This window comes from Shinella sp. WSJ-2 (genome assembly GCF_003432075.1).
In the GTDB taxonomy this organism is placed as follows: domain Bacteria; phylum Pseudomonadota; class Alphaproteobacteria; order Rhizobiales; family Rhizobiaceae; genus Shinella.
Genome location: NZ_QWBU01000002.1, coordinates 173,274 through 190,668, shown reverse-complemented (window position 1 = coordinate 190,668; position 17,395 = coordinate 173,274). Strand labels below are relative to the sequence as shown.

Annotated in this window: 18 protein-coding genes; 10 read left to right on the top strand and 8 right to left on the bottom strand. The window is 65.1% G+C overall.

Annotation, left to right across the window (positions count from 1 at the left end; genetic code table 11):
• Nucleotides 1–27: 27 nt before the first annotated feature.
• Nucleotides 28–510 carry a MarR family transcriptional regulator gene (locus tag D0Y60_RS05005; RefSeq protein ID WP_117367438.1) on the top strand — a complete coding sequence of 161 codons (483 nt, stop codon included), beginning with the start codon at nt 28–30 and terminating at the stop codon, nt 508–510.
• A gap of 1 nt (nt 511) precedes the next feature.
• Here D0Y60_RS05005 and D0Y60_RS05000 read toward each other — a convergent pair whose 3' ends face one another.
• The 3 genes from D0Y60_RS05000 to D0Y60_RS04990 form a co-directional block, all read right to left on the bottom strand.
• A complete protein-coding gene (locus D0Y60_RS05000; RefSeq protein WP_117367436.1) occupies nt 512–1,102 on the bottom strand; it encodes an NAD(P)H-dependent oxidoreductase in 591 nt (196 codons plus the stop codon).
• A gap of 7 nt (nt 1,103–1,109) precedes the next feature.
• On the bottom strand, nt 1,110–2,711 hold the full coding sequence (gene xseA, locus D0Y60_RS04995; RefSeq protein ID WP_117367434.1) for an exodeoxyribonuclease VII large subunit: 1,602 nt from the start codon (nt 2,709–2,711) through the stop codon (nt 1,110–1,112).
• Between the two features lie 74 nt (nt 2,712–2,785).
• Nucleotides 2,786–3,562: a helix-turn-helix domain-containing protein gene (locus D0Y60_RS04990; protein ID WP_117367432.1), complete on the bottom strand. Its 777-nt coding sequence runs from the start codon at nt 3,560–3,562 to the stop codon at nt 2,786–2,788.
• A gap of 126 nt (nt 3,563–3,688) precedes the next feature.
• On the opposite strand from D0Y60_RS04990, the gene D0Y60_RS04985 reads away from it, so the two are divergent.
• From D0Y60_RS04985 to D0Y60_RS04960, 6 genes are all read left to right on the top strand, one after another.
• Entirely contained in the window at nt 3,689–4,099 is a 411-nt protein-coding gene (locus tag D0Y60_RS04985; protein WP_117367430.1) for a hypothetical protein, read from the top strand.
• A gap of 141 nt (nt 4,100–4,240) precedes the next feature.
• Nucleotides 4,241–5,266: a histone deacetylase family protein gene (locus D0Y60_RS04980; RefSeq protein WP_117367428.1), complete on the top strand. Its 1,026-nt coding sequence runs from the start codon at nt 4,241–4,243 to the stop codon at nt 5,264–5,266.
• A 99-nt stretch (nt 5,267–5,365) separates the two neighbouring features.
• Nucleotides 5,366–6,274 (top strand): EamA family transporter, encoded by a 909-nt coding sequence (locus D0Y60_RS04975; protein WP_117367426.1) that lies wholly within the window; start codon nt 5,366–5,368, stop codon nt 6,272–6,274.
• Between the two features lie 74 nt (nt 6,275–6,348).
• Entirely contained in the window at nt 6,349–7,014 is a 666-nt protein-coding gene (locus D0Y60_RS04970; protein ID WP_117367424.1) for an OmpA family protein, read from the top strand.
• A gap of 425 nt (nt 7,015–7,439) precedes the next feature.
• Nucleotides 7,440–8,186 (top strand): F0F1 ATP synthase subunit A, encoded by a 747-nt coding sequence (locus D0Y60_RS04965; RefSeq protein ID WP_117367422.1) that lies wholly within the window; start codon nt 7,440–7,442, stop codon nt 8,184–8,186.
• 95 nt (nt 8,187–8,281) lie between these two features.
• Nucleotides 8,282–8,509 carry a hypothetical protein gene (locus D0Y60_RS04960; RefSeq protein ID WP_117367420.1) on the top strand — a complete coding sequence of 76 codons (228 nt, stop codon included), beginning with the start codon at nt 8,282–8,284 and terminating at the stop codon, nt 8,507–8,509.
• A gap of 43 nt (nt 8,510–8,552) precedes the next feature.
• Here D0Y60_RS04960 and lepA read toward each other — a convergent pair whose 3' ends face one another.
• Both lepA and D0Y60_RS04950 read right to left on the bottom strand, forming a co-directional pair.
• Complete coding sequence (gene lepA, locus D0Y60_RS04955) at nt 8,553–10,385, bottom strand: translation elongation factor 4 (protein WP_117367418.1); 1,833 nt, start codon at nt 10,383–10,385, stop codon at nt 8,553–8,555.
• Between the two features lie 61 nt (nt 10,386–10,446).
• Nucleotides 10,447–11,697 carry an MFS transporter gene (locus D0Y60_RS04950; RefSeq protein ID WP_117367416.1) on the bottom strand — a complete coding sequence of 417 codons (1,251 nt, stop codon included), beginning with the start codon at nt 11,695–11,697 and terminating at the stop codon, nt 10,447–10,449.
• Between the two features lie 143 nt (nt 11,698–11,840).
• On the opposite strand from D0Y60_RS04950, the gene D0Y60_RS04945 reads away from it, so the two are divergent.
• Both D0Y60_RS04945 and D0Y60_RS04940 read left to right on the top strand, forming a co-directional pair.
• Entirely contained in the window at nt 11,841–12,419 is a 579-nt protein-coding gene (locus D0Y60_RS04945) for an XRE family transcriptional regulator (protein WP_117367414.1), read from the top strand.
• 7 nt (nt 12,420–12,426) lie between these two features.
• On the top strand, nt 12,427–12,948 hold the full coding sequence (locus D0Y60_RS04940) for a GNAT family N-acetyltransferase (protein ID WP_117367412.1): 522 nt from the start codon (nt 12,427–12,429) through the stop codon (nt 12,946–12,948).
• Between the two features lie 69 nt (nt 12,949–13,017).
• Here the strand turns inward: D0Y60_RS04940 and D0Y60_RS24695 are convergent, their stop codons facing one another.
• The 3 genes from D0Y60_RS24695 to D0Y60_RS04930 form a co-directional block, all read right to left on the bottom strand.
• Nucleotides 13,018–13,194: a hypothetical protein gene (locus tag D0Y60_RS24695; protein WP_158565404.1), complete on the bottom strand. Its 177-nt coding sequence runs from the start codon at nt 13,192–13,194 to the stop codon at nt 13,018–13,020.
• Nucleotides 13,195–13,311: 117 nt separating this feature from the next.
• Nucleotides 13,312–14,367: a 3-carboxy-cis,cis-muconate cycloisomerase gene (locus D0Y60_RS04935; protein WP_117367410.1), complete on the bottom strand. Its 1,056-nt coding sequence runs from the start codon at nt 14,365–14,367 to the stop codon at nt 13,312–13,314.
• A 193-nt stretch (nt 14,368–14,560) separates the two neighbouring features.
• Nucleotides 14,561–15,598, bottom strand: a complete 1,038-nt coding sequence (locus tag D0Y60_RS04930) for an Ldh family oxidoreductase (protein ID WP_117367408.1) — start codon at nt 15,596–15,598, stop codon at nt 14,561–14,563.
• A gap of 146 nt (nt 15,599–15,744) precedes the next feature.
• Here D0Y60_RS04930 and D0Y60_RS04925 point away from each other — a divergent pair, with 146 nt between their 5' ends.
• Nucleotides 15,745–17,262, top strand: coding sequence for an aldehyde dehydrogenase (NADP(+)) (locus D0Y60_RS04925; RefSeq protein WP_117367406.1), 1,518 nt, complete (start codon nt 15,745–15,747; stop codon nt 17,260–17,262).
• Nucleotides 17,263–17,395 lie beyond the last annotated feature (133 nt).

Sequence of the window (17,395 nt, the reverse complement as noted above, 5' to 3'; positions counted from 1 at the left end):
AAGATAGTTGCCGGCTTTAGTCGCGCCATGGATCATGTCGACAGAATTCTCGCCCAGTGGAACCGCGAACGGCCCGACCTCGATGTCGAGCCGATGGGACTTCTCGGCCGCATCGCGCGGCTGCGCACGCATCTGGCGCGGGAGATCGAAAAGGCGCTGGCCGCGCATGGGCTCAATTCGGCGAGTTTCGACGTGCTGGCGACGCTGCGCCGCTCCGGCCCGCCCTACCGGCTGTCGCCGGGCGACCTCATCGCCACGACTATGGTCTCCTCCGGCACCATGACCAACCGGCTCGACCAGCTGGAAAAGGCCGGCCTCATCGAACGGTCCCACAATCCGGACGATCGGCGCGGCGTGATCATCGCGCTGACGCCGAAGGGGCTCGCGCTGGTCGATGCGGCGGTGACGGACCATGTCGAAAACCAGCACAAGCTGCTCGACGGTCTCGACGCGCAGGAGCGCGCGGCGCTCGATGGCTTGCTGCGCAAGTTTCTCGGCGAATTCGAATAATTCAGATTTTGTCGACGAGTTTTTCGACGCGCAGAAGATGCGCGCGGCGCTTTGTGTCGTCGATGCGGTCCATGTCGTGTAGGCTGACCAGCTTGAAATCCAGCCCATTGGCGCAGAAGGCGGCGATGCCGCGCTTCAAAAGGCGCTTGACGGGATTGCCCATATAGAACGTCACGACCCACCAGGGCGAGCCCGTCGTGGTGAAAGCCCAGAACAGATGGATATTGCCGAGCCGCGGCTGGATGCGCCCGCCCTGCGGATCATTCTCGAAGGCGACGCCGGGCGCGAAGACGCGGTCGAAGAAGCCTTTCAATATGGCCGGGAAGTTGAACCACCACTGGGGGAAAACCAGCACCAGCCCGTCGGCCGCTTTCAGCCTGCCGATATAGGGTTCGGCTTCAGAGGGATCGTAGTCGGGCTCGAAATAGCGCCCGCGTTCGGAAACGCTGAGGCGCGGGTCGAAATTCTCGCGGTAGAGATCGAGAAGATCGACCGTGTGGCCGTTCTCCGTCAGCTTCCGGCGCACCGTTTCGGCCGTGCTGGCGGCAAAGCTGTCTTCCAGGGGATGGGCAAGCACGAGCAGGATACGCATGACGGCCTCAGAACAGCGAGCCTTGGCGCGGTGCCGGGTTGGCCGCCTCCGCCTCAGGCTTGGCCGGCTTCTTGCGCGGCGGCGTGCTGCCGCCCGGATTGGTGCCCGCGCCGGTGACGGCCTCCACGCTGCCGTCGGCGAATTCGATGGCGATGGCGCGGCCGGGGCCAAGCGCTGCGGCGCCCTTCACCGGCACGCCGTCCTCGTCGCGCACCAGCGCATAGCCGCGTTTCAGCACATTGCGGTAGGAGAGCGATTGCAGCACGCGATCCTGCGCCTGAACGAGGGCGCGGCGGCGCGAGAGATCGCCTGAAAGCGCGCTTTCGGCTCGCAAGGCGAGGCCCTTCAGCCTGTCGCGCGACCGCTCGGTCTGCGTCTTGATACGGGCGGGCGTGGCGCGCAGCGACACGTCGAAGGCGGAGAGGCGGGCGCGCAGCTGGTCGAGCCGGCGCTCGACGATGCGCTCGGCGCGCAGCACGCGATCGGCCACGCGCTGGCGGCGCTCTGCAATGCGGGTCAGCAGCATATCGGGCCGCAGATGCGCGGCGGTGCGCTCGAAGGCGCGGCGCTTGTTGACCGTGTTCATCTGCAGGCCGCGGCCGAGGCCGGCGGCGGCCTCGTCGAAGCGGCGGCGCGGCAGCGCCAGAAGCTGGTCGAGCGAGGGCAGCGCACGGGCAAGCGCGCGCACGCCCTGGCGGCGATTGTCCATCTGCCGGGCCGTCGCGCCACGCAGGCGGGCGGCAAGCGAGGCGATTTCGGCGTCGAGATCGGCCTTCACGGGCACCGCCATTTCGGCGGCGCCCGTCGGGGTGGGCGCGCGACGGTCGGCGGCGTGGTCGATCAACGTCCAGTCGGTCTCGTGGCCGACGGCGGAGATCAGCGGGATTTTCGAGGCCGCGGCGGCGCGCACGACGATCTCGTCGTTGAAGCTCCAGAGGTCTTCGAGGCTGCCGCCGCCGCGCGCGACGATCAGCACGTCCGGGATCTGGATCGGCCCGAGCGGATCGAGCGTGTTGAAGCCCTCGATGGCGGCCGCCACCTCCTGGCCCGAGCCTTCGCCCTGCACCTTGACGGGCCAGACGACGACATGGACGGGGAAGCGGTCGGCGATGCGGTGCAGGATGTCACGGATGACGGCGCCGGTCGGCGAGGTGACGACGCCGATGACTTTCGGCAGGAAGGGCAGCGGCTTCTTGCGCTCGGTGTCGAACAGGCCCTCGGCGGCGAGCTTGCGGCGGCGCTCTTCGAGCAGCGCCATCAGCGCGCCGGCGCCGGCGGGTTCCAGCGCCTCGATGACGATCTGGTATTTCGACGAGCCGGGGAAGGTGGTGATCTTGCCGGTGGCGATCACCTCCATGCCCTCTTCCGGCTTGAAGCGCAGGCGCGAAAAGCTGCCCTTCCAGATGACGGCGTCGATGCGCGCCTTGTCGTCCTTCAGCGAGAAATAGGCATGTCCCGAGGAATGCTGCCCGCGATAGCCGGAAATCTCGCCGCGCACCCTGACCTGGTCGAAGGCCTGCTCGATGGTGCGCTTGATGGAGCCGGACAGGTCCGACACCGAATATTCGGTGAGGTTGGTCGGCGAATCAGTGTCGGAAAAGAAGCTCATGGCGCGAATGTAGTGCGTTTGGCGCCGCAGGACAGGGTGGAGGGGGCGGCATCCCCAGTCTGTTTCGGATGCCTTCACGCACCCTCGAAATGTGCCCGCGTCTCGGCATCGGCGGGGAAGAAGCTTTCGATCAGCACGCCCTGCACGAGCGCGTCCTGTGTCGAGCCGAAGGAGGTCAGCGTGGTGATCCAGTTGAAGCGCTTCGCGCCGATCTGCATCTCGATGGGCAGGATCGGCAGGCGGTCGCCCTCCGGGAAGGTTTCGAGCGCCGCCTTGATATCCTCCTGCGCGGCGAGCCGTTCGATGCGCTTGAGAAGCGGGCTGCGCGGCCCCTGCAGCCATGCCTCCGCGCGGATGCGGTGCACCAGATCGGCGGCCGATTGCGCCCAGTTGACGACGATGGAGCGCAGCGGCGTCGGGCCGAGATAGGCATCGAGGAAATTGTCGCCGGGCGAAACGGCGATGCCCGCCATGCCGGCAAGACCGAGAAAGGCCTGGTTGGCGGTGAGCACATTGTATTCGTGATCGAAGACGACGCCCGGATAGGGATCGTGCCGGCCGAGGATGAGACCGATCGCCTCGGCGACGGCGGGCGGCACGGCAGCGAGGCTTTTGGCCGGCGCCGTGGCGAAGCGCGGGCGAAAGCCGGCGGCTGAAAACAACAGGCCCTGATCGCGCGCGGGAATGTCGAGCACCGCGGAGAGGCGGAGGATCATGCCCTCCGAGGGGCGCGAGCGGCCGGTTTCGAGAAAGGAGAGATGGCGCGAGGAAATGCCAGCCTCGTTTGCCAGTTCCAGCTGGCTCATGCGCCGGTGGCTGCGCCATTCCTTCAGGTGTTCGCCGAATTCCATTCTCGCCTCCGCTGATTGCCCGCGCACTCAACACGAGGCGGGACATGATTTCCATTACCTCTGACGTAATTGGTTTGCGACAGGTCACCGGGCAGGATCAGCCCATCGAAACGAAAGGAACCCATCATGTTCGCCACCCTCAACCGCAATCTTCTGAAGTCCATCATGCTGTTCGACGGCGTCTTCTCGCTTGCCACCGCCGGCCTGCTCTTTGCCTTTTCCGGCCCGATCAGCGGCCTTATCGGTCCGCTCGCCACGCCCGGCATTCTCCTGGCCTTCGCCGTCTTCTTCGTTTTCTGGGGCGGCTTTCACCTCGCCGTCGGCCGGCAGGAGCAGCCGTCGCCCGCCGCCGTGCGCTTCGTCATGATCGGCGATGCACTCTGGGTTCTCGGCAGCGTGGCGGTGCTCGTTCTCGACCACGCCAACCTGACCGCCGTCGGCATGGGCCTCATCGCTGTGGCCGCCGTCGCGGTTGCCGATATCATGCTGATCAAGCAGATCGGTCTCGGCCGCCAGCGCAGGGCCCTGCTTGCCTGACGCATGGGATCGTCCCGCAATCCGCCCCTGCCATTGGCCGGGGCGGATTTGCATTCTGGGCGAAAACCTACCCCGCGGGAGAGATTTCCCTTGCCGGAAAAATGCACTACCGTCGCGCCCAAATGACAATGGGGACTTTTCATGCGCATTATCTTTTCCGAGGACCACAAGCTCAGGAACGCTCGCAGCGAGCTTTACGGCGGTGAACTGGTGCCGCCCTTCGAGGCGCCGTTCCGGGCCGAATGGATTCTGGCCGCGGTGAAGGACGCCGGTTTTACCGACATCGCCGCACCGGAACGGCACGGCCTTGAAACCGCGCACAAGGTTCATGACGCCGGCTACCTGTCCTTCCTCCAGACCGCTTGGACGCAGTGGCAGGCCGCCGGCTACAAGGGCGAGGCGATCGCCACGTCCTTCCCCGTGCGCCGCACCTCGCCGCGCATCCCGACCCAGATCGACGGCTTGCTCGGCTACTATTGCAACGCTGCGGAAACAGCGATTTCGCCCGGCACCTGGGAGGCGGCGCTCTCCTCCATGCAGACGGCGCTGACGGCGGCCGATATCGTCGCCGGCGGTGCCAAGTCCGCCTTCGCACTCTGCCGCCCGCCGGGCCACCATGCCGGCATCGACAGTTTCGGCGGCTATTGCTTCATCAACAACGCCGCCGTCGCCGCCCAGCGCTTCCTCGACAAGGGCGCCAAGAAGGTCGCGATCCTCGACGTCGATTTCCACCACGGCAACGGCACGCAGGATATTTTCTACGAGCGCGATGACGTCTATTTCGCCTCGCTGCATGGCGATCCGGCCGAAGCCTTCCCACATTTCCTGGGTTACGCGGAGGAGACCGGCAAGGGCGCCGGTGCCGGCACCACGCAAAACTATCCGATGCCACCGGGCACGCCCTATTCCGTCTGGGAAGCGGCACTGAAAGATTCGCTGAAGCGCATCGAGGCCTTCGGTGCGGAGGTGATCGTGCTCTCGCTCGGCGTCGATACGTTCGAGGAGGACCCGATTTCCTTCTTCAAGCTGACCTCGCCGGATTATATCACGATGGGCAGGGTGGTCGCGGCGAGCGGCGTGCCGGTGCTCGTCTGCATGGAAGGCGGCTACGGCGTGCCGCAGATCGGCCTCAATGTCGCCAATACCCTGAAGGGCATTGCAGGCTGACATCTTGCATCAATTTTCCTGAAGCAAGGCGTCACGATTATCCATTTGTCTGATGGCAGACCCTCCTCTAGGACTGGTTGCCCTAGGGGAGGAGTTCTTATGGTAGATCAACAGGCGACGGCCAGCGGTGGCGGTCTTTCGGGCTCGGGCAATGCGGGGCTCTTCACAGGCATCCTGCTGTGCTTCGGCTCCATGTCGAGCATCCAGTTCGGCTCGGCCTTTTCGGCGACGGCGATCCATGCCTTCGGCCCCTCGACCACGACCTTCCTCCGCCTCGTGATGGCTGCGGTGATCCTGGCGCTGATCGTGCGCCCGCCGATGCGTTCCTACAGTCGTGAACAGTGGAAGAGTGCCGCCCTGCTCGGCGCCACCATGGCGGCGATGACGCTGTGTTTCTTCGCGGCGATCGCCCGCATTCCGCTCGGTCTCGCCGTCGCCATCGAGTTCCTCGGGCCGCTGGCGGTCGCCACCTGGTCGCTCGGCAAGGGCTGGCGGCTGGTCTGGCCGGTTGCCGCCTTCATCGGCGTCGTGCTCCTGTCGCATGACGGCGCGGGCTGGGTCGGCGATCCCGTCGGCATGCTGTTCGCCGTCGGCGCGGGCATCGGCTGGGGTACCTATATCATCCTGATGAAGAAGACCGGGGCGGTGTTCAAGGGGCTGGAAGGCCTCTCCATGTCGCTCCTGTTCGCCGCCATTGCTGCCGCCCCCTTCGGCCTGCCGCGCGTCGGTGAGGCCTTGAACCCGGAGGGGCTGGGCATGATGCTCGGCCTTGCCATTCTCGTGCCGCTCTTTCCCTATGCGCTGGAGATGATCGCGCTGCGCCGCATGCCCATGTCGGCCTTCGGCATCCTGATGAGCCTGGAGCCGGCGCTCGGTGCACTGGCCGGCTTCCTCGTGCTCAGCCAGCCGATGACGCCCCTGCAGATGCTTGGCACGGCACTGGTCGTTGCGGCGAGTGCGGGCGTCACATCGAGTGGAAACGGCGAAGGCGAGGGGAAAACCGCCTGAAAACGGCCCTCTTTCATGTTCCTGCCGCAATCGCTAGGTTGAAGCAGAATCATCGACGTTTCCGGGGACACTCCATGTTGAAGAAAGTTGCGCTCGTCGCGCTCGCAGCGACCTACCTTTCCGCCTGCACGACGACGGACCCGTATACGGGTGAGCAGAAGGTTTCCAACACGGCTGGCGGTGCCGCCATCGGCGCCGGCGTGGGCGCGGTCGCGGGCCTGCTCATTGGCAACAATCCGGTGCAGCGCCGCAATGCCGCGCTGATCGGCGCGGGTGTCGGCGCGCTCGCCGGCGGCGCCATCGGCAATTACATGGACAACCAGGAATCGGAGCTGCGTGCGCAGCTGCAAGGAACCGGCGTCTCGGTCAGCCGCGTCGGCGACCGCATCGTGCTCAACATGCCCTCGAATGTCACCTTCGCGACGGATCGCGACCAGGTGATCCCGCCATTCTATCCGACGCTCGATTCGGTGGCGCTCGTGCTGCGCAAGTTCGACAAGACGCTGATCGATGTCGACGGCCACACCGATTCGGTCGGTAATGCCGGGTACAACATGGATCTCTCCAACCGCCGCGCCAATTCGGTCGCCAATTACCTCGCCTCGCGCGGCGTCGACCAGCGCCGCATGTCGGCCATGGGTTATGGCCTGGAGCGCCCGATCGCCTCCAACGCGACGGAAGCCGGCCGCGCGCAGAACCGCCGCGTTGAAATCGCGATCTCGCCGCTGAAGCAGGGCTGATAGCGGCCACGCTCAGAACCGGATCATGCGAAGGGCCGTTTTACGGCTCTTTTGCTTTTGGGCGTGTACACACTCTGTCGCGTAGTCGCCAGTCTGTCTCATATTCTCCTCATCATGTCGGGTTTGGCCCGCAGATTCGCTGGCGGCCTTAAACGCGAAAAGTCCTGGGGGATGACACTTGCGTGATTGGCGCCTCACGCGCCTTGTCAACGCTGGAGCCCACGGCTAAGCAGTCCTCGCGCAGGACGACCTGCGCCTTGTTCGTTCCGGGGACGACCCCTTTTCTCGTTTGCGAGATCAGGATGGCCCGTCGAACCCTTCACCCTTTTCATCCCCCTCCGTTCGCGACTCGTCGCGGGCTGTGCCGTGCCCTGTCGCGCGCCGTCCGGCGGCCTTCGCGGGCGCACGTATTTTGAGGATACCGCATGGCCGGACCCATCGAGCAATTCGCGATCAAGCCGCTCATTCCCGTCGAGATCGGCGGCTTTGATCTGAGTTTTACCAATTCGTCGGCCTATATGGTCCTGACGGTGGTTGCGGCCGGCACCTTCCTGCTACTTGCCACGCGCCGCCGCGAACTGGTGCCCGGCCGCTTTCAGGCGAGCGCGGAACTTGCCCATGAATTCGTTGCGAAGACGCTCCGCGCCAATGCCGGCGAGGAAGGTATGCGGTTCTTCCCGCTGGTCTTCTCGCTGTTCCTGTTCATCCTCGTCGCCAACCTCATCGGCATGTTCCCCTATGCCTTCACGGTGACGAGCCATCTGATCGTTACCTTCGCGCTGGCCATGCTGGTCTTTGCGACCGTCACGCTCTACGGCCTGTTCCGTCACGGCGCCCGGTTCCTGAAGCTGTTCGTGCCGGATGGCGTACCGCTGATCCTGACGCCGATCATCGTGCCGATCGAGGTGATTTCCTATCTTTCTCGGCCGGTCAGCCACTCCGTGCGTCTCTTCGCCGTCATGCTGGCGGGGCATATCACGCTGAAGGTCTTTGCCGGCTTCGTGGTGTCGATGGGCGAGCTCGGAGCGCTTGGCATGCTCGGCGCCATTCTGCCCTTCGCGATGACCGTGGCCCTGACGGCGCTGGAACTGCTGATGGCGGGCATCCAGGCCTATGTCTTCACCATGCTGACCTGCATGTATCTGAACGACGCCTTGCATCCCGGCCATTGACTTGTGCCGAAGCGGGACGAGCACTCCCGCTTTCCGTTCACGGGATCGAAAGGCATTGCGTGTAGAAGAAGAGCCGATCAACGGAGCCTCTCCACATGCAGATTTCCGGCATCATGAACACGGCCCGCCAGGGCATGACAACGGAAACGGCGCGCTTCGACCGGGCCGCCCGCACCGTCGCCGGCGGCGCGTCGGCGGATGGTGATCTGGCCGCCGGCATGATGGATATCATTTCCGCCGAGATCGGCTTTCGTGCCAACGCGGCCGTCTTCGAAACGGGCGCGGACCTCTGGGAGGTCCTGGCGACGATCAAGCGGGATTGATCCCCATAATAAAAAAGGGAGGCATTGCCTCCCCTTTTCCTTCTTATTCGTCACCCATCTTGAGCGCGGCGATGAAAGCTTCCTGCGGGATCTCCACCTTGCCGAACTGGCGCATGCGCTTCTTGCCGGCCTTCTGCTTGTCGAGCAGCTTGCGCTTGCGCGTGGCGTCGCCGCCGTAGCACTTGGCCGTCACGTCCTTGCGCAGCGCCGAGATGGTCTCGCGGGCGATCACGTTGCCGCCGATGGCGGCCTGGATCGGGATCTTGAACATGTGCTTCGGGATCAGCTCCTTGAGCTTCTCGCACATGTCGCGGCCGCGCTTTTCCGCCGCCATGCGGTGCACCATCATCGAGAGCGCATCGACCGGCTCGCCGTTGACGAGGATCGACATCTTCACCAGATGGCCTTCCTTGTGGTCGGTGATCTGGTAGTCGAAGGAGGCGTAACCCTTGGAGATCGACTTCAGGCGGTCGTAGAAATCGAAGACCACTTCGTTGAGCGGCAGGTCATAGGTCAGCATGGCGCGCGTGCCGACATAGGTCAGCTCGATCTGGATGCCGCGGCGGTCCTGGCAGAGCTTCAGGATGCCGCCGAGATAATCGTCCGGCGTCAGGATCGTCGCACGGATCCACGGCTCGTGGATTTCCGAGATTTTCACGACGTCGGGCATGTCGGCCGGGTTGTGCAGCTCGCGCATCGTGCCGTCGGTCATGTAGAGCTGATAGACGACCGAGGGGGCCGTCGCGATCAGATCGAGATCGAACTCGCGCTCCAGACGCTCCTGGATGATTTCGAGGTGAAGCAGGCCGAGGAAGCCGCAGCGGAAGCCGAAGCCCAGCGCCGCCGACGATTCCATTTCGAAGGAGAAGGAGGCGTCGTTGAGGCGGAGCTTGCCCATCGCCGAGCGCAGGTCCTCGAAATCGGCGGCGTCGACCGGGAAGAGGCCGCAGAACACCACCGGCTGGGCCGGCTTGAAGCCCGGCAGGGCTTGTGCCGTCGGGCGCTTGTCCTCGGTGATCGTATCACCGACGCGGGTATCGGCCACTTCCTTGATCGAGGCGGTGATGAAGCCGATCTCGCCGGGGCCGAGGCTATCCATCGCCACCATCTTCGGCGTCAGCACACCGACGCGCTCGATGGTGTATTTGGCATCCGTGCCCATCATGCGAATGGTCTGGCCCTTGCTGATGCGGCCTTCGATGACACGCACCAGAACCATGACGCCGAGATAAGTATCGTACCAGCTGTCGACCAGCAGCGCCTTCAGGGGGGCCTTCTCGCCGCCCTCGCTCTTCGGCGCGGGCAGGCGCTGGACGATGGCTTCCAGCACATCCGGGATGCCGAGGCCGGTCTTTGCCGAGATCAGCACGGCTTCCGACGCGTCGATGCCGATGACTTCCTCGATCTGTTCCTTGATGCGGTCGGGTTCGGCCGCCGGCAGGTCGATCTTGTTGAGCACGGTGACCAGCTCGTGGTTGTTGTCGATCGCCTGGTAGACATTGGCGAGCGTCTGGGCTTCCACGCCCTGAGAGGCGTCGACGACCAGAAGCGACCCTTCACAGGCCGACAGCGAACGCGAGACTTCATAGGCGAAGTCGACGTGGCCGGGCGTGTCGATGAGGTTCAGCACATAGGTCTCGCCGTCATTGGCCTTGTAGTGCAGGCGCACGGTCTGGGCCTTGATGGTGATGCCGCGCTCGCGCTCGATATCCATTGAGTCGAGGACCTGTTCCGACATCTCGCGTTCGGCAAGGCCGCCGGTCGACTGGATCAGCCGGTCGGCGAGCGTCGACTTGCCGTGGTCGATATGGGCCACGATCGAGAAGTTGCGGATATGGTCGAGGGGCGTCGAAGAATTGGTGCTCATGCGCGCCATATAGCAGCGAGGGAGATTCCCGCAAAGCGGTAAATGAAGGGTTTCGGGACGGGAAGCGCCGCTATTCCGGGGCTTTTTCGCCCTCGACCAGCGCGCCGGCATTCGGCACCTGGGCACTTCTGATCTCGAAGGTCTCGCGCGCCGCTACCGGCACGGTCTCGCGGCGGCGCAGGCGGTGGGCGACGAAGGCGGCGTAGGCGACCGCGACGGCCATGGCGGCATAGATGAAGGTTTTGGGGCCGAAGGTCGGCGTCAGCGCGGTCACGGCGAGCGGTACGAGGGTGGCGGCGGTCGACCAGGCGACGAGGAGCGTCGAGGCAAGCGGCACGAAATCCTCCGGATCCGTGCGGTCGTTGGCATGAGCGTTGGCAATGGAATAGACGCTTTCGGTCGCCCCCGCCCAAAGCGCGAAAACCAGCATGAGGATCAGCAGTGCCTGGAAGGAGACGAAGAGCGCAGCGATGGCGGCACCCGTGATGAGCAGGCAGGTGAAGATCAGCACGACGCGCCGGTCTATGCGGTCCGACAACGTGCCGAGCGGATATTGCACGAAGAGCAGGCCGAACTGCATGACGAACATCAAGAGCGCCACGTCCTTCTGGCCGACATTGTTGGTGGCGGCGTAGATCGGCGTAAAGCCCTGGACGACCATGGAGAGGCCGCCGGCGGCCAGCACGCCGATGAGGGCGACCGGCGAATTGCGCCAGGCCATGGCGAAATCCACGCTGACGCCGGCGGGTGGCGGCGGCGTCGGAAGCCGGGTCAGGCCGATCGGCAGGATGGCGAGTGTCGTGACGAAGATGGTGACGAGCGGCGCGAGGTTGCCATCGGCCGGCATCTGGCCGAACAGCCAGGCGCCGACGCCGAGCCCCAGCACATAGGCCATGTAGAACAACGACATGGCCTTGCCACGCCAGCGGTTGTCGGCCGCGTGGTTCAGCCAGCTTTGGGCGATGATGAAATTCGCATTGCCCGCCGTGCCATAGATGCCGCGGGCCAAAACCCAGAGAATCGGATTGACGCCGAGCGCCACGAGGAAGGCCGCGATGAGAACGAGGGCCATGGAGCAGGAAAACGCCCGCGCATGGCCGACGCGGCGGATGACCGGGCCGGCAAGGATGCAGCCGAGCAGGCCGCCGAAGGCAATCGCCGTGACGGCGGCACCAGGCGTCCACGAGGGGGCATCCGCACGCGACAGCACATAGGGCACATAGGCGAGCATGATGCCGTTGCCGATGGCGACGAAGGTCATCGAGACGACGATGGCGGTGATGGAAAAGAGCGACGATGCCCGCTGTGTTTCCTCCTTCATGTGCCGCTCCCTCCGATTCTCGTGCGGCCACCATATCCGGTCAGGCCGATGTCGCATTGTCGCCGGAGCGCCATGGCCAGAAATTATTTTGGGATGAGGTCATGCCGGTTGACTCCATTATGCGGGAGAATTATTCCATGATAATGGAAAACGAAGAGGATCCCCTGGAAAGCGCCATCGGCGAGCGGCTGCGGCAGCTGCGCATGGCCCGCAACCAGACGCTGGACGACCTGGCCGGCGCCTCGGGCGTCAGCCGGGCGATGATCTCACGCATCGAGCGCGGCGAGGCGAGCCCGACGGCGCAGCTGCTCTCGCGGCTCTGCGCCGCGCTCGACCTGACGCTGTCGGCTTTCTTCGCCTTTTCGCAAGAGGCGGGCGATCCGCTGTCGCGGCGGGAGACGCAGACGGTGTGGCGCGATCCGGAAACCGGCTATCAGCGCCGCGCCGTCTCGGCCCCAAATACGGCCGCGCGCGTCGAGGTGATCGATGTCGAGTTTCCCGCCGGTGCGCGCATCGCCTATCCGCCGGAAACGGCGAAGGCCGGCATGACGCAGCATGTCTGGTTGTTTTCCGGCCGCCTGCGCATGACGGTTGCCGGAACCGTGCATGATCTTAACCCCGGCGACTGTCTCTATATGAGCATCACCGAGGGCCATGTCTTCGAAAATCCCGGCGATATGCCGGCGCATTATGCCGTGGTGCTGGACCGCGGCAGAGCCTGAGGGACCGATGAGCGATATCAGACTGCTCGACCAAACCGAAGCGCAGGCGCGCATCGGCGAATTGTCCGAAGTGCTGGCCGATTGCGTGGCGGGCGGTGCTTCCGTCGGCTTCATGGCGCCCTATGGGCCTGCCGATGCCGTGCCGTTCTGGCAGGGCGTGGCGGCGGCGGTCGGCGCTGAGGCGACGCTGCTCTTTGCCGCCGAGCGGGAGGGGCGCATCGTCGGCACGGTGCAGATCGGCATCAGCCAGATGCCGAACCAGCCGCACCGGGCGGATGTGAAGAAGCTGCTCGTCATGGAAAGTGAACGCGGTCGTGGCGTCGCGCGGGCCCTGATGACGGCGGCGGAAGCCGAAGCCGCAAGGCGCGGCAAGACCGTGCTGGTGCTGGACACCGCCACCGGCAGCCCGGCGGAAACCGTCTATGAGCGGCTCGGCTGGCAGCGGGCGGGCGTCATTCCCGACTATGCGCTCTATCCGGACGGACGCTTCTGCGCGACGACCTTCTTCTACAAGCGCATCGGCGCATGACGAAAACCCGGATGCAGGGGACATCCGGGTGTTCAGGCTGGTTTTCTGGGAGGTCAGCGGCAGGCTGGATTACTTGCAGACCTTGATCTTCTTGATCACCAGGTTGCCGTAATAGTCGTAGGACTTGACCTTCTTGATGAAGCAGTGCGGCTTGTGGCCGTAGCCGTAGTAGCCGGCCTGCGAGGGGGCGGCGAAGGAGACGGCGGCGACGAGGGCGATGGTGGCGGAAACGATGATCTTGCGCATGGGGCGCTCCTGATTGGTTGGGCCTGATCTCTGTGGGATGAGCCTCTCTCATCCGGTGTGACCAGACTTTCCCACGATCATCCGCCGCGCGCTGTTCCGCATGGAACAGGGCCGCGTTTATTCCGTCCCGATCTGGCGGATGGCGGCGAACAGCTCTCCGGCGAGCCGAAGCGCCGCGCCGCAGGCGACGACCATCTGCGGCAGGATCAGCCATTCGAGCGTCCAGGCGGCACCCGAGCGCTCCTGTTCGTGCACCGCCGCCTGGGCGATTCCGCCGAGCTGGGCGGCGTTGAAACGGGCGAGCGTCACGAGCGCTTCGGCGGCGACGGGGTTCTGCTTGTGCGGCATGGCGGAGGACCCGCCGCCGCCGGCAAGCATGATCTCGCCGCCGCGATCCGCCATCAGCACGATATCCTGGCCGATCTTGCCGAAGCTGCCGGTGATCGCGGCGAGAAGGCCGGCAAGCTCACCGATGCGGTCGCGCTGGCTGTGCCATTGCGGCGCGTCGACGAGGCCGAGTTCATCGGCCAGCGCGGCGCGTACGGCGGCAGCCGTGTCGCCAAGCTTTTCCAGCGTGCCCGCCGCACCGCCGAACTGCACGGCAAGCCCCTCCAGCGCAAAGATCTCCAACCGTTCGGCAACGCGCTCCAGCGGCTGGCGCCAGCTGCCGATGCGGTCGGCCACGGTGATCGGAATGGCCGGCTGCATGCGCGTGCGCCCCATCAGGCTGTGCGCGCCTGATGTTGAGGCGAGAGCGGCCAGCCCGCCGATCAGCCCGTCCAGCCGCTCCTCCAGAAGAGGCAGGACGCGCGACAGGCGCAGCATCAGGCCGCTGTCGATGACATCCTGGCTGGTCGCGCCGAAATGCAGGTGTCTTGCATGCGGCTCGCCAACGGCGGCGCGCAGCTGCCGAACGAGATCCGGCACCACGACGCCATCGCGTGCCGTCGCGGCACGCAGGCTCGCGACATCAGGCGAAAAACGATGCGCCGCGCGCGCGATGGCATGGGCCGCCTCGACCGGAATGACACCCGCCAAAGCCTCCGCCTTCGCCAGCGCCACCTCGAAGGCCAGCATGGCCTCGAGCTCCGCCGCGGCAGAAAAGAACGACGCCATCTCCTCGTCGCCGAGAAGGCTTGAGAGATAGGGATGGTCGAAGGGCGAGACGGTCATGGGATCCTCTTTCAGGAGGCAGCGTGTGCCGGATGGATCCCCTGGTCAAGCCCGAGGAAGACGCCTGCCGGTGGCACCGTCGCGCTCAACGAGAGCGGCCGTTGATGTGCGTCGTTACGGATGCCGATTGCCCGCACGGTGGCCAACCGGCATTCCGCAAAACCTTTCGCCGGCTAATCAACGCGTTGGGCGATCACGCGATTGCGTCGAGGCCCTTGTCCAGCAGGCGGTCGAGCTGTTCGATCTCGGCGGCGGTAAGCGAGACGCCCTCCGTCTCCGATTTTTTACGGGCCACGAAGCGACGCTGCGAAGGCAGGCGGGCGCCGGCGCCGACGATGGCTTCAAAAAGCGTTTCGGCGCGGGCGAAGGGATCGCCGGGGCGGCCCTTGGCGAAGGCTTCCGGGGACATGGCGATGATGAGCTCGCCGTGGAAGGGGGCAAGCGTCGTGGTCCCGAGATAGTCGAGCACCTCCGGACTGGTCAGATCGCCGATCATGATGCCGGCGAGAAGCTCGATCATCGTGCCGATAGCAGACCCCTTGTGGCCGCCGAAGGGCAGCATGGCGCCGGCAAGGGCGGCTTCCGGGTCGGTCGTCGGGTTGCCGTCAGCATCGATCGCCCAGCCCTCGGGCAGCTGCTTGCCGGCCCGGCGGTGCAGCTCGATCTCACCACGGGCGGCGACCGAGGTGGCGAAGTCGAAGACATAGGGCGAAGTGTCCTTGCGCGGCCAGCCGAAGGCGAAGGGATTGGTGCCGAGCAGCGGCTTGTTGCCGCCGGTCGGCGCGACCGTCGCATAGCTCGGGCACATGACGAGACCGGCAAGACCCTCGTTCGTCACGGCCTCGACCTCCGGCCAGAGCGCGGAGAAATGCGTGCAGTCGTTGATGACGAGCGCCGCGATGCCGAGCTTTTTCGCACGCTCGGCAAGGGCCGGCACGCCGAGTTCGAAGGCGGGGTTGGCGAAGCCGCCATCGGCATTGACCTTGACGATGGCGGACCCCTCGTTGCGGTCGAGCACCGGTACAGCGTCCGGCTTGACCTTGCCGGCCTTGACGGTACGCAGCGCGCCTTCAATGCGGTAGATGCCGTGCGACTTACACGCGTCCCGTTCGCCGGCGACGATAACACGGGCGAGTGCAGCGGCCTGTACGGTATTAAGGCCAGCCTTGAGAAAAATCGCCTCGACGCGCGAAAACAGGGTGTTGACCGGCAGAATGGTGGTTTGCGTCATCGTTCGTCTCTTCAGGCTGGTGCCGACCTATGCAGGTTGGCGATTGAACATTTGCATACATAGAGTATACAAGATTTTGACAAGTGCAATTCGCCCCTCTCACTCCTATATCGGGCGAACCCCATTCCGCAAGAAAGGTACGTCTCATGGCTTTCACCCCTCACGGTAAACACCTCGTCGCAGGCGAATGGCTTGACGGCAACGGCACGTTTACTTCTTCGCCCGCCCACGGCCCGGCGTACGACTTCGCCGTCGGCACGGTCGAGCTGGTGAACCGCGCCGCAGAAGCGGCGGAAGACGCTTTCCTGAGCTACGGCTATTCCTCGCGCGCCGACCGCGCCGCCTTCCTGCGCGCCATCGCCGACGAGATCGAAGCCCGCGCGGACGCCATCACCGAAATCGGCACGCAGGAAACCGGCCTGCCCGTCGCCCGCCTGCAGGGCGAGCGTGGCCGCACGACCGGCCAGCTGCGCCTCTTCGCCGACCATATTGAGAAGGGCGACTTCCTCGACCGCCGTTTCGATGCGGCACTGCCCGACCGCCAGCCGGCGCCGCGCCCGGAAATCCGCCTGATCCAGCGCCCCATCGGCCCGGTCGCCGTGTTCGGCGCCTCCAACTTCCCGCTCGCCTTCTCCACGGCCGGCGGTGATACGGCCGCCGCCCTTGCCGCCGGTTGCCCCGTTGTCGTCAAGGGTCACTCGGCCCATCCGGGCACGGGCGAGATCATCGCCGACGCCGTTCTCGCTGCCATCAAGAAGACAGGCGTGCATCCGGGGGTCTTCTCCCTTATCCAGGGCGGCAACCGCCAGGTCGGCGAGGCCGTCGTGCAGCATCCGCTCATCAAGGCCGTTGGCTTCACCGGTTCGCTGGCCGGCGGCCGCGCGTTGTTCAACCTGTGCGCCGCCCGTCCGGAGCCGATCCCGTTCTTCGGCGAACTCGGTTCGGTCAATCCGATGTTCGTTCTGCCGGAAGCCGTGAAGGCCCGTGCGGAAAGCCTCGGCCAGGGCTGGGCAGGCTCGCTCACCATGGGTGCCGGCCAGTTCTGCACCAATCCGGGCATCGCGATCGTTCAGGACGACGCGGACGCCGACCGCTTCACGGCCGCTGCCGTCGAGGCGCTCGCCAAGGTCGCCCCGCAGACCATGCTGACCGACGGCATTGCGAAGGCCTATCAGGACGGTCAGGCGCGCTTCGAAAGTCGCAACACGGTCAAGCCGCTGCTAACGACGCAATCCATCGGCCGCAATGCCCTGCCTAACCTCTTCGAGATCTCCGGCGACCAGTTCCTCGCCGACCACGCGCTGTCGGAAGAAGTCTTCGGTCCGCTCGGCCTCGTCGTGCGCGTCTCCTCGGTTGACGAGATGGTAAAGCTTGCCCGCAATTTCGAGGGCCAGCTGACGGCGACGATCCACATGGACGCCGGCGATCTCGACGACGCCAAGCGCCTTCGCCCGTTCCTGGAGCGCAAGGCCGGCCGCGTGCTGGTCAACGGCTTCCCGACCGGCGTCGAGGTGGTTGACTCCATGGTGCATGGCGGGCCCTACCCGGCCTCGACGAATTTCGGCGCGACGAGCGTCGGCACGATGTCCATCCGCCGTTTCCTGCGTCCGGTTTCCTACCAGAACTTCCCCGAGGGCCTGCTGCCCGAGGATTTCCTCAACTGATTCAATCCTGAAGCCTGCCTGAATCGGGCCTGACGGGGCCGGGTCTTTCGAAAGGAAGGCCCGGCTATTTTTTTGCATACGAGCTATATACTTTTTGCATATTATTTGTATTTTAGAGGAGATTTACGTCACG

What these genes read in the sequence shown, in the direction of transcription:
- D0Y60_RS05005 (WP_117367438.1), top strand. Translation starts at nt 28, where the DNA reads ATGGATCATGTCGACAGAATTCTCGCCCAGTGGAACCGCGAACGGCCC.
- D0Y60_RS05000 (WP_117367436.1), bottom strand. Translation starts at nt 1,102, where the DNA reads ATGCGTATCCTGCTCGTGCTTGCCCATCCCCTGGAAGACAGCTTTGCC.
- xseA (WP_117367434.1), bottom strand. Translation starts at nt 2,711, where the DNA reads ATGAGCTTCTTTTCCGACACTGATTCGCCGACCAACCTCACCGAATAT.
- D0Y60_RS04990 (WP_117367432.1), bottom strand. Translation starts at nt 3,562, where the DNA reads ATGGAATTCGGCGAACACCTGAAGGAATGGCGCAGCCACCGGCGCATG.
- D0Y60_RS04985 (WP_117367430.1), top strand. Translation starts at nt 3,689, where the DNA reads ATGTTCGCCACCCTCAACCGCAATCTTCTGAAGTCCATCATGCTGTTC.
- D0Y60_RS04980 (WP_117367428.1), top strand. Translation starts at nt 4,241, where the DNA reads ATGCGCATTATCTTTTCCGAGGACCACAAGCTCAGGAACGCTCGCAGC.
- D0Y60_RS04975 (WP_117367426.1), top strand. Translation starts at nt 5,366, where the DNA reads ATGGTAGATCAACAGGCGACGGCCAGCGGTGGCGGTCTTTCGGGCTCG.
- D0Y60_RS04970 (WP_117367424.1), top strand. Translation starts at nt 6,349, where the DNA reads ATGTTGAAGAAAGTTGCGCTCGTCGCGCTCGCAGCGACCTACCTTTCC.
- D0Y60_RS04965 (WP_117367422.1), top strand. Translation starts at nt 7,440, where the DNA reads ATGGCCGGACCCATCGAGCAATTCGCGATCAAGCCGCTCATTCCCGTC.
- D0Y60_RS04960 (WP_117367420.1), top strand. Translation starts at nt 8,282, where the DNA reads ATGCAGATTTCCGGCATCATGAACACGGCCCGCCAGGGCATGACAACG.
- lepA (WP_117367418.1), bottom strand. Translation starts at nt 10,385, where the DNA reads ATGGCGCGCATGAGCACCAATTCTTCGACGCCCCTCGACCATATCCGC.
- D0Y60_RS04950 (WP_117367416.1), bottom strand. Translation starts at nt 11,697, where the DNA reads ATGAAGGAGGAAACACAGCGGGCATCGTCGCTCTTTTCCATCACCGCC.
- D0Y60_RS04945 (WP_117367414.1), top strand. Translation starts at nt 11,841, where the DNA reads ATGGAAAACGAAGAGGATCCCCTGGAAAGCGCCATCGGCGAGCGGCTG.
- D0Y60_RS04940 (WP_117367412.1), top strand. Translation starts at nt 12,427, where the DNA reads ATGAGCGATATCAGACTGCTCGACCAAACCGAAGCGCAGGCGCGCATC.
- D0Y60_RS24695 (WP_158565404.1), bottom strand. Translation starts at nt 13,194, where the DNA reads ATGCGCAAGATCATCGTTTCCGCCACCATCGCCCTCGTCGCCGCCGTC.
- D0Y60_RS04935 (WP_117367410.1), bottom strand. Translation starts at nt 14,367, where the DNA reads ATGACCGTCTCGCCCTTCGACCATCCCTATCTCTCAAGCCTTCTCGGC.
- D0Y60_RS04930 (WP_117367408.1), bottom strand. Translation starts at nt 15,598, where the DNA reads ATGACGCAAACCACCATTCTGCCGGTCAACACCCTGTTTTCGCGCGTC.
- D0Y60_RS04925 (WP_117367406.1), top strand. Translation starts at nt 15,745, where the DNA reads ATGGCTTTCACCCCTCACGGTAAACACCTCGTCGCAGGCGAATGGCTT.